This is a genomic window from Nocardia sp. NPDC058176 (genome assembly GCF_042883805.1).
Lineage (GTDB): Bacteria > Actinomycetota > Actinomycetes > Mycobacteriales > Mycobacteriaceae > Nocardia.
The window spans coordinates 454275-470484 of sequence record NZ_JBHVVA010000002.1; the positions used below are offsets into that span (position 1 = coordinate 454275).

15 protein-coding genes are annotated in these 16210 nt (G+C 69.7%); 9 read left to right on the forward strand and 6 right to left on the reverse strand.

Annotation, left to right across the window (positions count from 1 at the left end):
• The first annotated feature begins 103 nt into the window (after nucleotides 1-103).
• Entirely contained in the window at nucleotides 104-1369 is a 1266-nt protein-coding gene (locus tag ACFVVM_RS14540; protein WP_387617573.1) for a geranylgeranyl reductase family protein, read from the forward strand.
• 79 nt (nucleotides 1370-1448) lie between these two features.
• Here ACFVVM_RS14540 and ACFVVM_RS14545 read toward each other — a convergent pair whose 3' ends face one another.
• Nucleotides 1449-1946, reverse strand: coding sequence for a DUF2505 domain-containing protein (locus ACFVVM_RS14545; RefSeq protein ID WP_387617575.1), 498 nt, complete (start codon nucleotides 1944-1946; stop codon nucleotides 1449-1451).
• Between the two features lie 104 nt (nucleotides 1947-2050).
• On the opposite strand from ACFVVM_RS14545, the gene ACFVVM_RS14550 reads away from it, so the two are divergent.
• The 4 genes from ACFVVM_RS14550 (at nucleotide 2051) to ACFVVM_RS14565 (ending at nucleotide 8860) form a co-directional block, all read left to right on the forward strand.
• Nucleotides 2051-2491, forward strand: a complete 441-nt coding sequence (locus tag ACFVVM_RS14550; RefSeq protein WP_387617577.1) for a DUF3592 domain-containing protein — start codon at nucleotides 2051-2053, stop codon at nucleotides 2489-2491.
• Nucleotides 2492-2563: 72 nt separating this feature from the next.
• A complete protein-coding gene (locus ACFVVM_RS14555; protein ID WP_387617579.1) occupies nucleotides 2564-3706 on the forward strand; it encodes a glycosyltransferase family 4 protein in 1143 nt (380 codons plus the stop codon).
• Nucleotides 3707-3739: 33 nt separating this feature from the next.
• On the forward strand, nucleotides 3740-4453 hold the full coding sequence (locus tag ACFVVM_RS14560; protein ID WP_387617581.1) for a demethylmenaquinone methyltransferase: 714 nt from the start codon (nucleotides 3740-3742) through the stop codon (nucleotides 4451-4453).
• Between the two features lie 186 nt (nucleotides 4454-4639).
• The gene (locus ACFVVM_RS14565; protein WP_387617583.1) at nucleotides 4640-8860 is read left to right on the forward strand and encodes a molybdopterin-dependent oxidoreductase; all 4221 of its coding nucleotides are present in this window, start codon (nucleotides 4640-4642) and stop codon (nucleotides 8858-8860) included.
• 1 nt (nucleotide 8861) lies between these two features.
• Here ACFVVM_RS14565 and ACFVVM_RS14570 read toward each other — a convergent pair whose 3' ends face one another.
• Nucleotides 8862-9908 (reverse strand): aldo/keto reductase, encoded by a 1047-nt coding sequence (locus tag ACFVVM_RS14570; protein ID WP_387617585.1) that lies wholly within the window; start codon nucleotides 9906-9908, stop codon nucleotides 8862-8864.
• Between the two features lie 82 nt (nucleotides 9909-9990).
• Here ACFVVM_RS14570 and ACFVVM_RS14575 point away from each other — a divergent pair, with 82 nt between their 5' ends.
• The gene (locus ACFVVM_RS14575; protein ID WP_387617587.1) at nucleotides 9991-10602 is read left to right on the forward strand and encodes a TetR/AcrR family transcriptional regulator; all 612 of its coding nucleotides are present in this window, start codon (nucleotides 9991-9993) and stop codon (nucleotides 10600-10602) included.
• An 18-nt stretch (nucleotides 10603-10620) separates the two neighbouring features.
• On the opposite strand, the gene ACFVVM_RS14580 is transcribed toward ACFVVM_RS14575, so the two are convergent.
• Nucleotides 10621-11223, reverse strand: a complete 603-nt coding sequence (locus ACFVVM_RS14580; protein WP_387617589.1) for a TIGR03086 family metal-binding protein — start codon at nucleotides 11221-11223, stop codon at nucleotides 10621-10623.
• A 162-nt stretch (nucleotides 11224-11385) separates the two neighbouring features.
• Between ACFVVM_RS14580 and ACFVVM_RS14585 the strand changes: the two genes are divergently transcribed.
• Nucleotides 11386-11616, forward strand: a complete 231-nt coding sequence (locus ACFVVM_RS14585) for a hypothetical protein (protein WP_387617591.1) — start codon at nucleotides 11386-11388, stop codon at nucleotides 11614-11616.
• Here the strand turns inward: ACFVVM_RS14585 and menD are convergent.
• The 3 genes from menD to ACFVVM_RS14600 all read right to left on the reverse strand — a co-directional run bounded on the left by menD (nucleotide 11613) and on the right by ACFVVM_RS14600 (nucleotide 14757).
• Nucleotides 11613-13244, reverse strand: coding sequence for a 2-succinyl-5-enolpyruvyl-6-hydroxy-3-cyclohexene-1-carboxylic-acid synthase (gene menD / locus ACFVVM_RS14590; protein WP_387617593.1), 1632 nt, complete (start codon nucleotides 13242-13244; stop codon nucleotides 11613-11615). The genes ACFVVM_RS14585 and menD overlap by 4 nt on opposite strands.
• 253 nt (nucleotides 13245-13497) lie before the next feature.
• Nucleotides 13498-13878 (reverse strand): hypothetical protein, encoded by a 381-nt coding sequence (locus tag ACFVVM_RS14595; protein ID WP_387617595.1) that lies wholly within the window; start codon nucleotides 13876-13878, stop codon nucleotides 13498-13500.
• 432 nt (nucleotides 13879-14310) lie between these two features.
• On the reverse strand, nucleotides 14311-14757 hold the full coding sequence (locus ACFVVM_RS14600) for a DUF6918 family protein (RefSeq protein WP_071930539.1): 447 nt from the start codon (nucleotides 14755-14757) through the stop codon (nucleotides 14311-14313).
• A 141-nt stretch (nucleotides 14758-14898) separates the two neighbouring features.
• On the opposite strand from ACFVVM_RS14600, the gene ACFVVM_RS14605 reads away from it, so the two are divergent.
• The gene (locus ACFVVM_RS14605; RefSeq protein WP_387617598.1) at nucleotides 14899-15792 is read left to right on the forward strand and encodes a 1,4-dihydroxy-2-naphthoyl-CoA synthase; all 894 of its coding nucleotides are present in this window, start codon (nucleotides 14899-14901) and stop codon (nucleotides 15790-15792) included.
• A gap of 14 nt (nucleotides 15793-15806) precedes the next feature.
• On the forward strand, nucleotides 15807-16199 hold the full coding sequence (locus ACFVVM_RS14610) for a VOC family protein (RefSeq protein WP_387617600.1): 393 nt from the start codon (nucleotides 15807-15809) through the stop codon (nucleotides 16197-16199).
• Nucleotides 16200-16210 lie beyond the last annotated feature (11 nt).

The following is a 16210-nucleotide window of genomic DNA, read 5'->3' on the forward strand; positions in this document are numbered from 1 at the left end:
CTAGCGTGTTCCGGCGCAACGGCCGATGAACACCGTCACACAGTGACTATTCCCGGTGTACCCGACACTCTCGCACAGCGGCCGGGGGTGCCAGTATTGAGCCATGGGTTCACCGGATCTCACCCCCGCCGACCGCGCGCCGCTGCCCACCGCCGTCGAGGTGCTGGTGGTCGGCGCGGGGCCGGCGGGCTCGGCGTCGGCGGCCTGGGCGGCCCGGGCCGGACGCGATGTGCTGCTGCTCGATTCGGCCGTCTTCCCGCGCGACAAGACCTGTGGGGACGGGCTCACCCCGCGCGCCACCGCCGAGCTCGAACACCTCGGGCTCGGCGAATGGTTGCGCGCGCACACCGTGAACCACGGGCTGCGGATGGCCGGGTTCGGCCGGGAGGCGCTGCTGCCCTGGCCGGGCGGGTCGTTCCCGACCTACGGGAGTGCCGTTCCCCGAACCGAACTCGACGACAAACTGCGCGAGACGGCGATCAAATCGGGCGCGCGGATGGTCGACGGCGCCAAGGTCACCGAGGCGCTGCGCGAGGGTGCGCGGGTCACCGGGGTGACGGTGCGGCTCGGTGACACCACGCAGACGGTGCGCTGCCGGGTGCTCGTCGTCGCCGACGGCGTGCGCTCCCCCGTCGGCAAGCAGCTCGGGCGCACCTGGCATCGCCGCTACGCCTACGGCACCGCGGCGCGCGCCTACATCAAGTCCGGTCGCAGCGACGACCAGTGGATCTCCTCGCACCTGGAACTGCGCAACGCCGCCGACGAGCTGGTGCCCGGCTACGGCTGGATCTTCCCGCTCGGCAACGGCGAGGTGAACATCGGCGTCGGCTCGCTGGCCACCGAGCAGCGGCCATCGCACATCGCGCTCAAACCGCTCATCGAGCACTACACCCGGCTACGCCGCGAGGAATGGCAGCTCGAGGGCGAACTGCGCGCCGTCGCCTCGGCGCTGCTGCCGATGGGCGGTGCGGTCTCCGGGGTGGCCGGACCGAACTGGGTACTGGTCGGCGATGCCGCCGGGTGCGTGAACCCGCTCAACGGCGAGGGCATCGACTACGGCCTGGAAGGCGGGCACCTGCTCGCCGGGCTGCTCGACGAGCCCGATCTGAGCGCGGTGTGGCCGCAGCTGCTGCGCGAGCGCTACGGCCGCACGTTCTCGGTCGCCCGCCGGATCGCCGGGCTGGCCACCCATCCGAAGATGGTGCCGCTGGGCGGACCGCCGGTGATGCGGTCGAAATACCTGCAGCGCACAGCCGTTCGCGTGATGGGCAACCTGGTCACCGACGAGGACCTCGACATCACCGCCCGCGCCTGGCGGGCGGCGGGCCGGGCCTCGCTGCGCGCCGACGAACGGCCGCCGTTCAGCTGAGCGGCCTCGGCTCTCCTCGAACCCGGGTTGCCAGACCCGCGGTGCCACCCGCCTCGGGCGGCACCGCGGGCCCCGCGACCTACAGCTTGGCGAACCAACCCTCGATGAACTTGCGCTCACTGTTGAGCACCCGCTGGTGCAACTGCTCGGCCAGCGGCTCGATCGCGCCACCCACCAGCGGCACCTTCACGGTCACCGAACCGACGACCTCGATCTCGCTGCCCTCCGCGGTGGGCCGCAGCTCGTAGGTGCCCGACATCTCGGTGTTGATACCGCCGGTCCGGCCGGTGAACGCACCCTTGGCGACCTCGCCCTGCAGCGGCTGCCAGTCATCGGTGCGCTCGAGCACCAGATCACTCTTGAGTACCTTGCGCACCAGCCCGGGAACCTTGTCCTGACCTGGCGTTTCCGTCATGTGGATGCGAATCGAACCCGGTCCGTCCGGATGGGAGAGTTCGAGGGTCGCGGTCTCGGCGGCGGCGAATCGCGCCTGCCAGACCGCATCGTCGACGAGTGCCCGGTGAAGCTCTTCGACCGGGACTGCGTAGGGCACGGTGAAGCTGAATTTGCGGGACATGGGCGCCCACGCTAGCAGTGTTTTCGGCGCGCTGGCGCGGTCTCCCGAAGACCCCGAAATGACGGGTGGCCGGGGGTGTGGACGCGGGCGGTACTGTGTGGCGCGTGTCGGAAATCAGCCAGTCGGATGGGCGGATCAGGCGCCTGCGGCGGGTGCGGGTCGGGGTGATCGGTGCCGCGACGGTGGTCAGTGTGCTGATGGTGCTGCTGGTGCTGGCCGCGTGGCGCAACGACTTCGAGATCGAGCGGCATCGGGGAGTCACTTCCGGTGAGGTGCTCTCGGCGGGGCGGCTGCGGTCGGCGGTGATGTATGTGACGCCCGACAGCGTGACGCACAATCCGAAGGTCGGGATTCTGTATCCGACGAATCTGACCGCGGGGCAGCGGATCAACGTGGAGTACAGCACGCGGGATCCCGATCTGGTGCGGGTCGCGGGGCGCGACGCGCGCGTGGCGATCATTCCGGCGGCGTCGGTGATCGTGGTGGCGTGGGGGCTTGCCCTGCCCGCGCTGTGGCTGGTGCGGCGCAAGCAGCGCGAGCAGTAACTTCGCCTGCTGTTCGTTCCGACGTCACGTCGGTGTGGGTGTGTCGCGCGGTGCGGCGGTCACCCTGAGATCGTGCGCGTAGCCATCGTCTCGGAGTCTTTCCTGCCGAACATGAACGGCGTCGTCAACTCCGTGCTGCGGGTGTTGGACCACCTCGACCAGCACGGACACGACGCGATGATCGTCGCGCCGGACACCCTGCGCGGCGCGCCACCCGCGCCGCGCTTCCACGGGCGGTTCCCGGTGCACCGGGTGCCCGCGATGATGGTGCCGAAGGTGAGTTCCCTGCCGGTCGGGCTGCCGCAACCGGGGATCACCGCGGCGATCGCGGCCTTCGACCCCGATGTGGTGCATCTGGCCTCGCCGTTCCTGCTCGGTGCGGGCGGACTGGCGGCGGCGACCCGGCTCGACCTGCCCTCGATCGCGGTGTATCAGACCGATGTGGCCGGATTCGCCAAGAGCTACGGGCTCGGCCTGGCGTCCCGGGCGGCCTGGGCGTGGACCCGGCGCATCCACGAGGGCGCCACCCGCACGCTGGCACCGTCCTCTGCGGCCGCCCAGGATCTCGCCGAGCACGGCATTCCGCGCGTGCACCGCTGGGGACGCGGGGTCGACATCGAACGGTTCTCCCCGGGTGCGCGCAGCACCGAGCTGCGGACGAGCTGGCTGGGCGGCGAGGATCGGCTCGTCGTCGGGTTCGTCGGCAGGCTCGCGCCGGAAAAGCATGTGGAGCGGCTGGTTGCCCTGGCCGATGACCCGTCGATCCAGCTGGTGGTGGTCGGCGACGGGCCGGAGCGGGCGCGGCTGAACCGGTTGCTGCCGGGCGCGGTGTTCACCGGCGAACTCGGCGGCAGCGAGCTGGCCGACCACTACGCGAGCTTGGACGTGATGGTGCATCCCGGCGAACACGAGACCTTCTGCCAGGGCGTGCAGGAGGCGCTGTCCTCGGGCGTTCCGGTGATCGGGCCGGACGCGGGCGGGCCGCGCGATCTCATCGCGCACTGCCGCAACGGGTACCTGCTGCCGGTCGACCGATTCGCCGAACTGCTGCCCAGCGCGGTCTCGGCACTGCGCGACCCCGCGGTGCGCGCCCGGTTCTCGGCCGCGGCGCGCAAATCGGTGCTGCACCGCACCTGGCCCGCGATCTGCACCGAGCTGATGGGGCACTACGCCGAGGTCACCGGGACACGCGAGCGCTTGCTGCGCTCGGCCTAGAAGGCGGCGGCCACCGCCGGATAAGCTCGATTCGTGGCGACAACAGAGCAGCGGGAACCGATTCGGGCTTCGCTGGACAAGCAACCCCACGAGGTCGCGTCGATGTTCGACGGTGTGGCGAAACGCTACGACCTCACCAACACGGTGATCTCCGGCGGGCAGGACCGTTACTGGCGGTGGGCGACGCGGCGGGCGCTCGGGCTGCGCCCCGGTGAGCGCGTGCTCGACCTGGCCGCGGGCACCGGGGTGTCCACGGTGGAGCTCGGCAAGTCCGGCGCCTGGTGCGTGGCGGCCGACTTCTCCCAGGGCATGCTCTCGGCGGGCCGGTTCCGGCAGGTGCCGATGGTGGCCGGGGACGCGATGGCCCTGCCGTTCGCCGACGACTCCTTCGACGCGGTGACCATCTCCTTCGGTCTGCGCAATGTCGCCGACATCGACGTGGCGCTGCGCGAGATGCTGCGGGTGACCAAGCCGGGCGGGCGGGTGGTGGTGTGTGAGTTCTCCACGCCGGTGTTCGGGCCGTTCCGCACGATCTACATGGAGTACCTGATGAAGGCGCTGCCCCGGGTGGCGCGCGCGGTCAGCTCCAATCCGGACGCGTACGTGTACCTGGCCGAATCGATCCGCGCCTGGCCGAATCAGCGCAGGCTGGCCCGCCGGATCGCGGACGCGGGCTGGGACTCGGTGCAGTGGCGCGATCTGACCGGCGGTGTGGTGGCATTGCATCGCGGCTACAAATTGCGCTGAGGGCACGTGCGCAGCCGGGTGAATCCGGTCACTCCGGCCGTGGACCGCGGTCGGCGCATGCGACCGGAACCCGCCCTGATCAGGGCTGATATTGCGGCCATCTCCTCACAGGGCCGATTTCGGCGCGTGAGGTCGATTGTCACCTGGACATAACGTTCGGTAAATCGAGCGCAACGACAGGTGCGGATGATCGTGGGTATGACAGGGGAAGCTGACATCCGCGGCGCGGACACTGTGCGTACGCAGTGCTCGTATTGCGGTGTCGGCTGCGGCATAAGCGTCCAGTCCAAGACTGATCAGTCTGGCACGCGGGTGATCGCCAAGGTCAGCGGGGACAAGCTGCATCCGGCGAACGCGGGCCGGTTGTGCACCAAGGGCGCGACCCACGCCGAGATGATGGCCGCGCCCGGCCGGATGGACACCGCCTACCGCCGGCCCGAGCGGGGCCAGGTCCCGGTGCCGATGCCGGTCGACGAGGCCGTGCACGAAACCGCCACCCGGCTGCGCGCGATCCTCGACGAGCACGGCCCCGACGCCATCGCCCTCTACGTCTCCGGACAGATGTCGCTGGAAGCCCAGTACCTGGCCACCAAACTCGCCAAGGGCTACCTGCGGACCAAGCACATCGAGGCCAACTCGCGACTGTGCATGGCCAGCGCGGGCACCGGCTACAAGCAGTCGCTGGGCGCGGACGGCCCGCCCGGTTCCTACGACGACTTCGAGCACGCCGACCTGTTCCTGGTCAGCGGCGCGAACATGGCCGACTGCCACCCGATCCTGTACCTGCGGATGGCCGACCGGCTCAAGGCGGGCGCGAAACTGATCGTGGTCGATCCGCGCCGTACCGAGACCGCGACCCGCGCGGACCTGTTCCTGCAGATCGCGCCCGGCACCGATCTGGCCCTGCTCAACGGGCTGCTGCATCTGCTCGTCGCCGACGGCGCGATCGACACCGCGTTCATCGCCGAGCACACCGAGGGCTGGGACGCCATGCCCGAGTTCCTCGCCGACTATCCGCCCGCCCGCGTCGCCGAGCTGACCGGACTGGCCGAGGCCGACATCCGCACCGCGGCGACCATGATCGCCGAGGCCGGCGAGTGGATGTCGCTGTGGACGATGGGCCTCAACCAGTCGACGCACGGCACCTGGAACACCAACGCCCTGGTGAACCTGCACCTGGCGACCGGGGCGATCTGCCGGCCGGGCAGCGGCCCGTTCTCGCTGACCGGCCAGCCCAACGCGATGGGCGGGCGCGAGATGGGCTACATGGGCCCCGGCCTGCCCGGCCAGCGCAGCCTGCTCTCCCCCGCCGACCGCGCCTTCGTCGAGACCGCGTGGGACCTGCCCGCCGACACGCTGCGCACCGAAGCCGGGCCCGGCACCATCGACATGTTCCGCGGCCTGGCCGACGGCGAGATCAAGGCCGCCTGGATCATCTGCACCAATCCCGTTGCCACCGTGGCCAATCGCAAGACGGTGATCGCCGGGCTGGAAGCCGCCGAGCTGGTCGTCGTGCAGGACGCCTACGGCGAGACGGCCACCAACGCCTACGCCGACCTGCTGTTGCCCGCCGCCCTGTGGGCGGAAACCGATGCGGTGATGGTGAACTCGGAGCGCAATGTCACCCTGCTGCAGCAGTCCGTCGATCCGGTCGGCGACGCCAGGCCGGACTGGCTGCTGATCGCCCAGGTCGCCACGGCCATGGGCTTCCCCGGTTTCGACTTCACCTCCAGTGCCGAGGTGTTCGCCGAGATCCAGCGGTTCACCAACCCGGCGACCGGCTACGACCTGAGCGGGATGAGCTACGAACTGCTGCGCGAGGGACCGATGCAGTGGCCGTGCGGCGACAGCGACTCGCGACGCAATCCGATCCGCTACCGCAACGACGGCATCCATCAGCCACTGCACGTCGACGAGCACGGCGTCACCCCGCGGCTGGCGTTCGCGACGCCGAGCCGGCGCGCGGTGTTCTTCGCCCGCCCGCACCTGCCCGCCGCCGAACTGCCCGATGACGACTACCCCTTCCTGCTCAACACCGGTCGCCTGCAGCATCAGTGGCACACGATGACCAAGACCGGCAAGGTCACCAAGCTGACCAAGCTCAACGGCGCGCCCTTCGTCGAGGTGCATCCCACCGACGCGGAGCGGCTCGGTCTCGCCGCGGGCGATGAGCTCGAGATCGCCTCGCGCCGTGGCCGTGCCGTGCTGCCGGTGCAGATCAGCGACCGGGTGCGCCCGGGGGACTGCTTCGCCCCGTTCCATTGGAACGACGAGCAGGGCGAGTACCTGACGATCAACGCGGTCACCAATGACGCGGTCGATCCGGCCTCCCTGCAACCGGAGTTCAAGGCGTGCGCGGTGGCACTGCGGCGGGTCGGGCCGGTCGCGAAGCCCGAGCAGGCGCCGTCACAGCCGGTCGCGCACCCGCTGGCCGCGATCCTCGGCCTCGACACACGCACCGCGCCTTCCCTGAGTGAGACCGAGCGGGTCTATCTCAGCGGCTATCTCGCCGCACTGCAGTCGCTTCCGGTCACCGGCCAGCCCGTGCTGCCGACCAGCGCACCACTGTCCACCCAATCGCGATTGTGGGTCGACGGCCTGCTGGCGGGCATGTACTCCCGCGGTACCGACAGCGCGACCGAGACCACAGCCGACGCACCGACCGCATCTCCGGTCACGGTGCTGTGGGCCTCCCAGACCGGCAACGCCGAGGAACTGGCCGCGACCGTCGCCGCGCGACTGTCGGAGGGGGGACTCACCCCGTCGGTGCTCGATATGGATTCCTGTGAGCTCACCTCGCTTTCGGGCGATGTTCTCGTCGTCACCAGCACCTTCGGTGACGGCGGGCCACCGGACAACGGCGCCGACTTCTGGACCAGGCTCGAGGACAGCGCCGCCCGGCTCACCGGGGTGCGGTACGCGGTCTTCGCCCTCGGCGACTCCTCCTACGACGACTTCTGCGGCCACGGCCGCAAGCTCGACACCCTGCTCGCCGAGCGTGGCGGGCAGCGACTGCTGCCGCGGGTGGACAGTGAGCCGGACTTCCTCGACGCCGCCGAGCGATGGCTCGACGAGGTGCTGGCCGTGCTCACCCCCGGAACCGCCGACCCAGGGAACGCACCGCAGGACACCACGCCACCGCGCGGCGGTTCACCCATCACCACCAACAACTCCGCACCCCAGCCGAATCCGGCACGCACCTTCCCCGCCGGCCGCGGTGGCGGCGCGACCGTGCTCGAGCGTGCCATCGCGCCCGCGCCCGGCCGGGTTCAGCGCACCCCCGCACCCTTCACCCGGCACGCGCCGGTCCGCGCCACTCTCGTCCGCAACGAGACGCTCAGTGCCGCCGGTTCGACGAAAGAGGTGCGCCGCTTCGGTTTCGACCTGCGCGACCTCGAGGCCGACTACGAAGTGGGCGACTCACTGGGCGTGCTGCCCGCCAACAGCCCCGAACTGGTCGAGGAATGGCTGACCTCGACCGGCCTGGACGGTCACCGCGTGATCGACGTCGACGATCGCGAACTCACCCTCACCGAGGCCCTGCGCACCCACTACGACATCACCAAGGTGAACCAGGACCTGCTCGGCTTCATCGCCGAACGCAACCCGCACCCGCAGCTGGCCAAACTGCTGCGCCGCGACAACCGCAACGAGCTCGCCGGCTACCTGTGGGACCGCCAGGCCGTGGACGTGCTCCGCGATTTCCCGGTGCGCACCGATCTCGTCGACTGGCTCGGCGTCTTGAAAAAGCTGCAGCCACGCCAGTATTCGATCTCCTCCAGCCCACTGACCACCCCGGACGAGGTGCAGCTGACGGTCGGCGTCGTCCGCTACGGCGACCCGGTGGGCAGCGCGGCTCGCCGCGGCGGCGTGTGCTCGACCTTCCTGGCCGACCGCGCGGGTGCCGAGGTGCCGATCTTCCTGCAGCGGGCACCGCATTTCCGCCCGCCCGCCGACCCGAACGTCCCGATGATCATGGTGGGCCCCGGCACCGGCATCGCTCCTTTCCGCGGCTTCCTGCACGAGCGCCGGGCGCTGGGCGCGACCGGTCGCAACTGGTTGTTCTTCGGCGATCAGCACGCCGAACAGAACTTCTACTACCGCACCGAGCTGGAGGACATGTTCCGCTCCGGCTTCCTCACCCGCCTCGACCTGGCCTTCTCCCGTGATCAGCGCGAGCGGGTCTATGTGCAGCACCGGATGATCGAGCACGGCGCCGAACTGTGGTCGTGGCTGCGCGAGGGCGCCCACTTCTACGTCTGCGGCGATGCCGCCCGGATGGCCAAGGATGTCGACGACACCCTGCTGCGGATCGCCCGGATCCACGGCAAGCTGGACGAACCGGCCGCCCTGGCCTTCAAGAAGCAGTTGGTCGCCGAGAAGCGGTACGTGCGCGACGTGTACTGACTCAGGCCGCCGCCCGGACCGCCGGTGGATTGAGGCGGGTGAAATCGGGGAGCCGGTGGTACGGGTAGTACGGGTACGGCGGTGTGGTCGCGCTCGCGGCGTCGAGGGCGGCCACGTGCTCCGGGTCGAGCTGCCAGCCGACGGCGCCGAGGTTCTGGCGTAGCTGTTGCTCGTTGCGGGCACCGATGAGGACGGTGGCGACGGTGGGGCGGGTGAGTAGCCAGTTCAGGGCGATCTGCGGGACGCTGCGGCCCGTTTCGGCGGCGATGCGGTCGAGGACCTCGACCACGGTGTAGAGGTGCTCGTCGTCGACGGGCGGGCCCGCCTGCGCCGTCTCGTGCAACCGGCTGCCGGCCGGAAGTGGCTGCCCGCGACGGATTTTGCCAGTGAGCCTGCCCCAGCCGAGGGGGCTCCAGACGATCGCGCCGACGCCCTGGTCGGTACCGAGCGGCATCAGCTCCCATTCGTAATCGCGGCCGACGAGCGAGTAGTAGACCTGGTGCGCCACCGGCTTTTCCAGACCGAGCGTCTCGGCCGTGGACAGGGTCTTCATCAGTTCCCAGCCCGCGAAGTTGGAGACCCCGAGATAGCGGATCTTGCCCGCGCGCACGAGATCGTCGAGGGCCGTGAGGGTTTCCGCGAGCGGGGTGCCCGCGTCGAAGGCGTGCAGCTGGAACAGGTCGAGGTAGTCGGTGCCGAGCCGGCGCAGCGACGCGTCGACGGCACGGATCAATCTGGCCCGGCCGGAACCGGCCTCGTGCGCGCCCGGCCCGGTCGGCAGCGCGGACTTGGTGGACAGGATCACCTGATCACGCCTGCCCTTGATCGCCGCGCCGAGCACCTCTTCCGAGGCGCCGTCGGAGTAGACGTCGGCCGTGTCGAACAGGGTGACGCCCGCCTCGAGGCTGATGTCGACCAACCGCCTCGCCTGCGCCGCATCGGTATCGCCCCATGCGCTGAACAGGGCGCCGCGACCGCCGAAGGTGCCCGCCCCGAATCCGAGTGCGGGAACGAGCAGACCGGATGCGCCGAGCCGCCGATACTCCATGAGAACTCCTAAGGGGTCTATAGTTCCGTTAATACGATCGACAGTACACCCGATCCGCACCAAATGAAACAGGAGTTCCGTTATGGAGCACGACATTGCCTGGCCCGGCTCTGTTCGCCCAGGTGGGCGCACCGCACGGGTGCGCGAAGCGGTCCTCGAGGTGGCCGGGGACGTCCTCGCCGATCGGGGTTTCGCGCAGTTGGACCTGGCCGAGGTGGCCGCGGGCGCGGGCGTCGGCAAGACCACCGTCTACCGCCGCTGGCGCACCCCGGCCGGCCTGGTCGCCGACCTGCTCGTCGACATGGCCGAACAGTCGCTCCCCCGCGCCGACACCGGCACGCTGCTCGACGACCTCACCGCCAACGCCCGGCTGGTCGCGAAAACCCTCGCCGACCCCAGACAGGGCAACCTGTTCCGCGCGGTGATCGCCGCCGCCGCGGGCGATGAACTCACCGCCGCCGCGCTGCACACCTTCTACGACACCCGCCTCGCCGAGTGGGCACCGTGCGTCGAGGACGCCGTCATCCGCGGCGAAGCGCCCGTCGGCACCGATCCGCGCGCCGTCCTGTCCGCCGTGTCAGCCCCGCTCTACTACCGCCTGCTGGCGACCGGCGACCCGATCGACCAGGACGTCGCCGATCGATCGGCCCGGGCAGCCGCGCTCGCCACGGCCGCCGGGACTTTCGTCGGCTGAGACCATCACGGAAACCGGTCAGGACCGCGGGTCGGTTGCGATGGCGGGCAGCCAACCCGGGTCGCGGCCGGTGAGGCCGAGCAAGCGATCGAGAGCGGGCGCGTCCGCGGGGACGGCAACGATCGGACCGAACAGTCCCGGGGTGCCCTCGGGGTCGGTTTCACGCAGGAACTCGGTCAGGATCGCCAGGTCGTCAGGGCTGACGGCAAGCTGCTGACCGGTCGCGACGGCGAGGTCCCAGCCGTGGATGGCGAGTTCGTCGAGGGCGACGGTCGCCATCACCACGGCGGGCATGACGACCCCACCGGCCTCCGTGTCGCCCTCCCACGCCTCGGGGGCGCGCCACGCGGCGGTCAGCGCGTCGAGCTGGGCCGGGATACGGGTCTGCCAATCGTCGGGCAGCGGGCTGTCGGCGCCGCTGGGCGGTGACGCGGAGCGGCCGACCGCCTCCTTGGTCGCGGCCTGACGGAAGGCCTCGCTCAGCCCGACGACGTGCGCGAGCAGGTCGCGGACGGTGAGGCCGGCGCAGGGTGTCGGGTCGGTGAACTGGTCCTCGGTGATCTCGCCGACAACGGCGGCGAGCGACCGGGCGGCGGGGGCGAAATCGAACTGCGGTTCCATGAGCGCTCCTTAGGCGGCGTACTGCGGCACCAATACAGACGATGTTCGTACCGCGAACTCATCGACGCGGGTTGCCGCGCGGGCCGGATCGGCGCACCCTGGACGTGCAAGGCCAGATCAGTGACACCACGTCCGAGGCAACGACGACGAACAGGAGCACCGATGATCGACGAATCCGCCCGGCCACTGGACGAGGTTCCCGAGGCCGATCGCGTCGAGCAGGAGCAGTCGGCCTTCCGCGACGACGACCCCGATGATCCGGCCTTCCTCGACACCGCCGACGAGATGGCGGCCACTGTCGCTCGCGAAGCCGACCACGCCAATCCGGCGGATGTGATCGAGCAGACCATCCCCGTCCCGTTCGACGAGGAGTTCGTCGGCGAGGAGCCCTAACCGGCGATCTTCGCCCGCACGGTGGCGTGCAGTTCACGCAGGCTCGACCGCTCGGTCGCGACCTCGAGCACCCGCAGCCCGTGCGCGTCCGAGGCCAGTTCCACGGCCAGTTGCGCGGGGTCGACCTGGCGGTGCGGGATGCGATAGGCGGCGCACAGCGCGGCCAGGTCCATCCCGTGCGGCGTGCCGAAGACGCGCTCGAACACGCCCGCGTACTGCGGATCGCCCTGCTCGAGCAGTTCGAAGATGCCGCCGCCGTCATCGTTGGCGACGACGATGGTGAGGTTGTCGGGGCGCGGTTCGCCGCGGCCGATCAGCAGGCCGGACGCGTCGTGGAGGAAGGTCAGGTCGCCCATCAGGGCCACCGTGCGGCCGGAATGGGCCAGCGCGGCGCCGACCGCGCCGGAGACGGTGCCGTCGATCCCGGCGACGCCGCGATTGGACAGCACCCGCACGCCGGGGCGCGGGCTGGAGACGAGCGCCGCGTCACGCACCGGATTCGAGGCGCCGAGCAGCAGCTGGTCACCCACGCGCAGCGCGTCCATGACGACGGCGGCGACGTGCAGACCGGTGGCCTTGGGGTGCGTCGCCAGCTCGGCGCGCACGACGGCTTCGGCCTGCTCGTTGAGTTCCGCGCAGCGGGTGAGCCACTCGGGACGCGGGGCACCGGTGGTGACCGCGCGGGTGCCGGTGCCCACGACATTGCCGGAGACATCGGGCCAGCGCGGACCGGTGGTGAGCGCGAACACGGTGACGTTCGGATCGGCCAGCACCCGCGAGACCTGGCGATGCAGGGTCGGACGACCGGTGATGATCGCCTGGGTGGGCTTCAGCAGCGACAGCGCCAGCGGGTGCAAGGCGGGACCGTGCATCGGCGCGGTGGGCTCGGCCACGGTCGGCAGCTCGGCCAGTTCCGGACGCAACCCGGCGCCGTGGCCGGAGATGACGACGGTGTCGGGGGTGAGATCGATGTCGAGTGGCACGTCGAGGGTGGCGTACTGGGTCGCCGTCCACGGGCGTTCGCCGTCGCGGCCAGCGGGCAACGGGTCGTCGGACAGCTCGGGGACCAGCGGTTCGCGCAGGGGAATGTCGAACTGCACCGGGCCCGCGTTGCCGGAACGGGTACCGCGTGCGGCGGCGAGGACCCGGCAGACCGCCGAGCGCCACACGCTGTTCTGCCGCGGATACGCCGACTCCCCCGCCTCTGCCTCGGCCAGACCGAGACTGATGGTGGCGCGGACCTGGCTGCCGAACAGCCCGAGCTGTTCCACCGTCTGATTGGCGCCGGTACCGAGCATCTCGTAGGGCCGGTTCGCGCTGACGACGATCAGCGGCACCCGCGCGTAGTTGGCCTCGAGCACCGCGGGGCCGAGATTGGCGACGGCGGTTCCCGAGGTCATCACGACCGGGACCGGCCGCCCCGAGGACACCGCGAGACCGACCGCGAGGAATCCGGCGGTGCGCTCGTCGATGCGCATGTGCAGCCGCAACTGCCCGGCCACATCCGCCGCCTGCAGGGCGAAGGCCAGCGGGGCGTTGCGCGATCCGGGGCACAGCACGACCTCGCGCACACCCCCGCGCACGAGTTCGTCGACGACCACGCGCGCCTGCGCTGTTGACGGATTCACGATTACCAGCCTGACAGACCTGTCACCGAAGCGCTGCTGCTGCCCCCTGTTAACCGGGACACCTATGCGCCGCCGATTACGCCGCCGCGGCGGCAATCCGCTGCGCCGCAGGCGAAGTGGCGACGCCACCCCGCCCGGCGAGAACAGCAATCATGCCGCTATCGATGTGGCAAATTCACGATGGAAATAACACACAATAAAACGGTAGTACACCATTCGGCGCACTACCGTTTTATTGTGCGGTTCCGCTGAATTACTCGGCGGGAGCATTCAGCTCGTTGACACCGAGGATGATGTCGATGATGTTCACACCGGTCGAGGTGAGGTTGTTCAGGGCCGAGCTGCCGGTGTCGAGGATGCCGACACCATCGGCCAGCGCGGCGGAGCCGGTGCCGAGCCCGGCGAGGGCGGCCGAACCGGTGCCCAGCGCGGTGGCCAGCGCGGGGGCGCCCGCGGCGGCGGAACCCGTGCCACCTGCGGCAGCAGCCGAACCCGAGCCACCGGCGGCGGCGGAACCCGCGGCACCGAGGGCGGCCGAACCGCTGGCCGAACCGGTGACGGCGTTGGCCATGGCGGCCGGACCGGCCAGGGCGAGGGCGACAGCACCGGCGACGACGAGAGACTTGCGCATCATGAGAAATTCCTTTCGGCCCGCCGGGGCAGGCTGACTTTCTTGCGGACAATCGAAAGCTAATCGATTCCAGATCGAATTATCCAATCCGTTATACGTGGCGATAATCACCGTGAATTCTGCGCTAACCGCATATTTTCGGAATGTTAAATCAGCGCGAAACTCCCATGTCGCGTCCGCACGCAAAAACGCCGCTATCGGCGGGGAACGGGGTGGCTAACACCCGGCAGCACCCGGGACCGGGGGCCACGAACAGGTTACGAATGTTAATTGCCGATTCGTGACCCAGGGCACAGCGCAGGTCTCGGCTCGGCCTCGGCGGCTCGGAAACACTCCAGGCCGCACACCGTCGGGAGGTGTGCGGCCTGGAGAACTACCAGCCGCGGCCGACGGCGAGCCGGAAGAGCACGGACTCGCCGTCGAACGCGAAAACGATCAGCCCGCGTGCTTCTGCACCAGGTCGGCCACGCGCGGCAGGGCCTCGATGACGTGCTTCTTGGCAGAACCACGCATCGACGAGTACACCTTCTTGAGCGCGGGGCGGGTGGACGCCTCGGCCCTGGCATCGGTGACGGCCAGCAGAGCCTCGGCCGCCTCGTCGGACTTCGCCGTCAGCAGATCGGCGAAGGTGCCGGTGCCCGAGGCGGTGAATTCGGCCCAGTACGGCTGGAGCTGGTCGAGCAGCTTCGGCGCCAGCGATGCGAGGGCATCGGGAACGATGGTCGGGCTGATCTTCTTGACCGCCGCGTAGCCACCCTTCACGGCCAGGCCGGACGCACCACCTTTGTCCGAGACCTCGGCGTCGAGAACCTCGACGGCGTCAGCTAGGAAAGCAGGACGCTTGGTGTCGTCGAGCAGGGATTCAGACAGTGCTGCAACCACTTTCAGGTTCCTCCGGATCGGTTCGTTGAACGAGCAGGCGCAACTATACGCATCGGGTCCTCGGTACACGCGGCGACCGCTCCACCTGCGGTGTTACGACCTCGTACCGAGCCGCCCGACGGTAGGGCAATAATCGTGGTCGTGACTTTCGATCCGAAGTTGTGGCGACCCGTCCCCGGGTTCGAGGACCTGACCGACATCACCTATCACCGGCACATCGAGCAGGGCACGGTGCGGGTGGCGTTCGACCGGCCCGAAGTGCGCAACGCGTTCCGTCCGCACACCGTCGACGAGCTCTACCGCGCGCTCGATCACGCGCGGATGTCGCCGGATGTGGGCGCGGTGCTGCTCACCGGCAACGGGCCCAGCCCCAAGGACGGCGGCTGGGCGTTCTGCTCCGGTGGCGATCAGCGCATCCGCGGCCGCAACGGCTATCAGTACGCCGAGGGCGAGACCGCCGACACCGTCGACACCGCGCGCGCGGGCCGGCTGCACATCCTCGAGGTGCAGCGGCTGATCCGGTTCATGCCCAAGGTCGTGATCGCGCTGGTGAACGGCTGGGCCGCCGGCGGCGGGCACAGCCTGCACGTGGTCTGCGATCTGACCCTGGCCTCGCGCGAGCACGCGCGGTTCAAGCAGACCGACGCCGACGTGGGCTCCTTCGACGGCGGTTACGGCAGCGCCTACCTGGCCAAGATGGTCGGGCAGAAGTTCGCGCGCGAGATCTTCTTCCTCGGCAGGCCCTACACGGCCGAGGAGATGCACCAGATGGGTGCGGTGAACAAGGTCGTCGATCACGACGAGCTGGAGAACGTCGCGCTGGAGTGGACCGCCGACATCAACGGCAAATCCCCGCAGGCGCAGCGCATGTTGAAGTACGCGTTCAATCTCCTCGACGACGGCCTGGTCGGCCAGCAGCTGTTCGCCGGTGAGGCGACCAGAATGGCGTACATGACCGATGAGGCGGTCGAGGGCCGAGACTCGTTCCTGGAGAAGCGAAAGCCCGACTGGGCGCCCTATCCCTGGTACTTCTGAGAACGGAAGAGTCGATGGAGATTCTCAACAGCCGGATCATCGTGCGCCCCAGCGATTACGCGCGCACGCTGGAGTTCTACCGCGACGGACTCGGTCTGGCGATCGCCAGGGAGTATCCGGGCGGCACGGTGTTGTTCGCCGGACAGTCGCTGATCGAGGTCGCCGCACACGGCGGCAGCGGCGAATCGGGCGGCTTCGACGGCGCGATCTGGCTGCAGGTCCGCGATGTCACCGACGCGGCGGCGGAGTTGGCGCTGAAGGGAATTGCCATCGAGCGCGCACCGGTGCTCGAGCCGTGGGGCCTGTGGGAGATGTGGGTGCGTGATCCCGACGGAGTGGCGATCGTGCTGGTCCAGGTGCCGGTCGACCATCCGATCCGGCGGGACCAGCGCTGGTCGCCGGAGTGAACGGTGATCGA